Source organism: Oleiphilus sp. HI0079, assembly GCF_001635105.1.
In genome coordinates this window covers 1-1,145 of the sequence record NZ_LWFT01001381.1, presented here as the reverse complement: position 1 = coordinate 1,145, position 1,145 = coordinate 1, and the positions used below count along the sequence as shown (strand labels likewise).

The 1,145-nt window shown below is 46.6% G+C and carries 2 protein-coding genes; both read left to right on the top strand.

Features of this window, described 5'->3' with window-relative positions; translation table 11 throughout:
- Positions 1-310: acyl-CoA dehydrogenase C-terminal domain-containing protein (locus tag A3750_RS23820; protein ID WP_197475284.1), on the top strand; the 310-nt coding region annotated here is incomplete at its 5' end.
- Between the two features lie 123 nt (positions 311-433).
- Positions 434-1,145, top strand: a 712-nt coding sequence (locus tag A3750_RS23815; RefSeq protein WP_197475283.1) for an acyl-CoA dehydrogenase family protein, incomplete at its 3' end; no start/stop codon positions are given.

Genomic DNA, 1,145 nt, shown 5'->3' with positions numbered 1-1,145 from the left:
GTGGGGCGATATTACGATGAAGGTTGGCATGACTGCCATGCAGAATCGCGATGAAGTGGGCGCTGCATCTGTAGACTTCTTGATGTATTCAGGTTACGTATGTCTAGCATACTTCTGGGCACAGATGGTAAAAGTTGCTCAAGAGAAGCTAGCTTCTGGTACAACTGAAACAGGCTTTTATACGGCTAAGGTTCAGACTGCCAAGTTCTATTACGACCGTATCTTGCCGCGTACAGCAGCTCACGCTCAGATGGTTCTCGCTGGTGGTGAGTCGATTATGGCAATTGACGAAGAAAACTTCGCTTTCTAATTGTCTGTTAGTTTAAAAAGCCCGCTTCGCGGGCTTTTTGCGTTAGAATACGCGACAAATTCTAGACCGAAGAATGCTTAAGTTAATTGACTAGGCATCCGTAAAATACTTGAGGGAAATTACATGGCAGATTATAAAGCGCCGTTACAAGATATCCGCTTTGTTATGAACGAAGTTTTCGAAGCCGAGCAGCTTTGGGGTTCGCTTGCAGGTACGCAAGAAGTGATTGATATGGAGACAGCAGATGCGATATTGGAAGAGGCTGGAAAGATTACAGCATCACTGATTGCGCCATTAAGCCGCGAAGCGGATGAAGAAGGCTGTCACTTCGACAACGGTAAAGTGACGGTCCCTAAGGGGTTCGTTGAAGCTTACAAAACGTTCGCAGAAGGTGGCTGGTCAGGCCTAACCGGTAATCCTGTTTATGAAGGTATGGGTATGCCCAAAATGCTGGGTGCTCAGTATGAAGAAATGCTTTACTCGGCTGACATTTCATTTGGTCTGTATGTTTGCTTAACTTCAGGTGCTGCGCTTGCTATCGATGCGCACGCTTCAGAAGAGCTAAAGAATAAATATTTGCCCAAGATGTACTCAGGAGAGTGGACTGGCGCAATGGATCTCACCGAGCCGCATTCCGGAACCGATTTAGGCATGATTCGCACTAAGGCAGAGCCAAATGCCGACGGTTCGTACAGTGTGACTGGTACTAAGATTTTCATTACCGGTGGTGAGAATGACCTTACTGACAATATTATTCACTTGGTCTTGGCGAAGCTTCCAGATGCTCCGGCCGGCTCAAAGGGTATTTCATTGTTTCTTGTGCCTCGTAATAAGG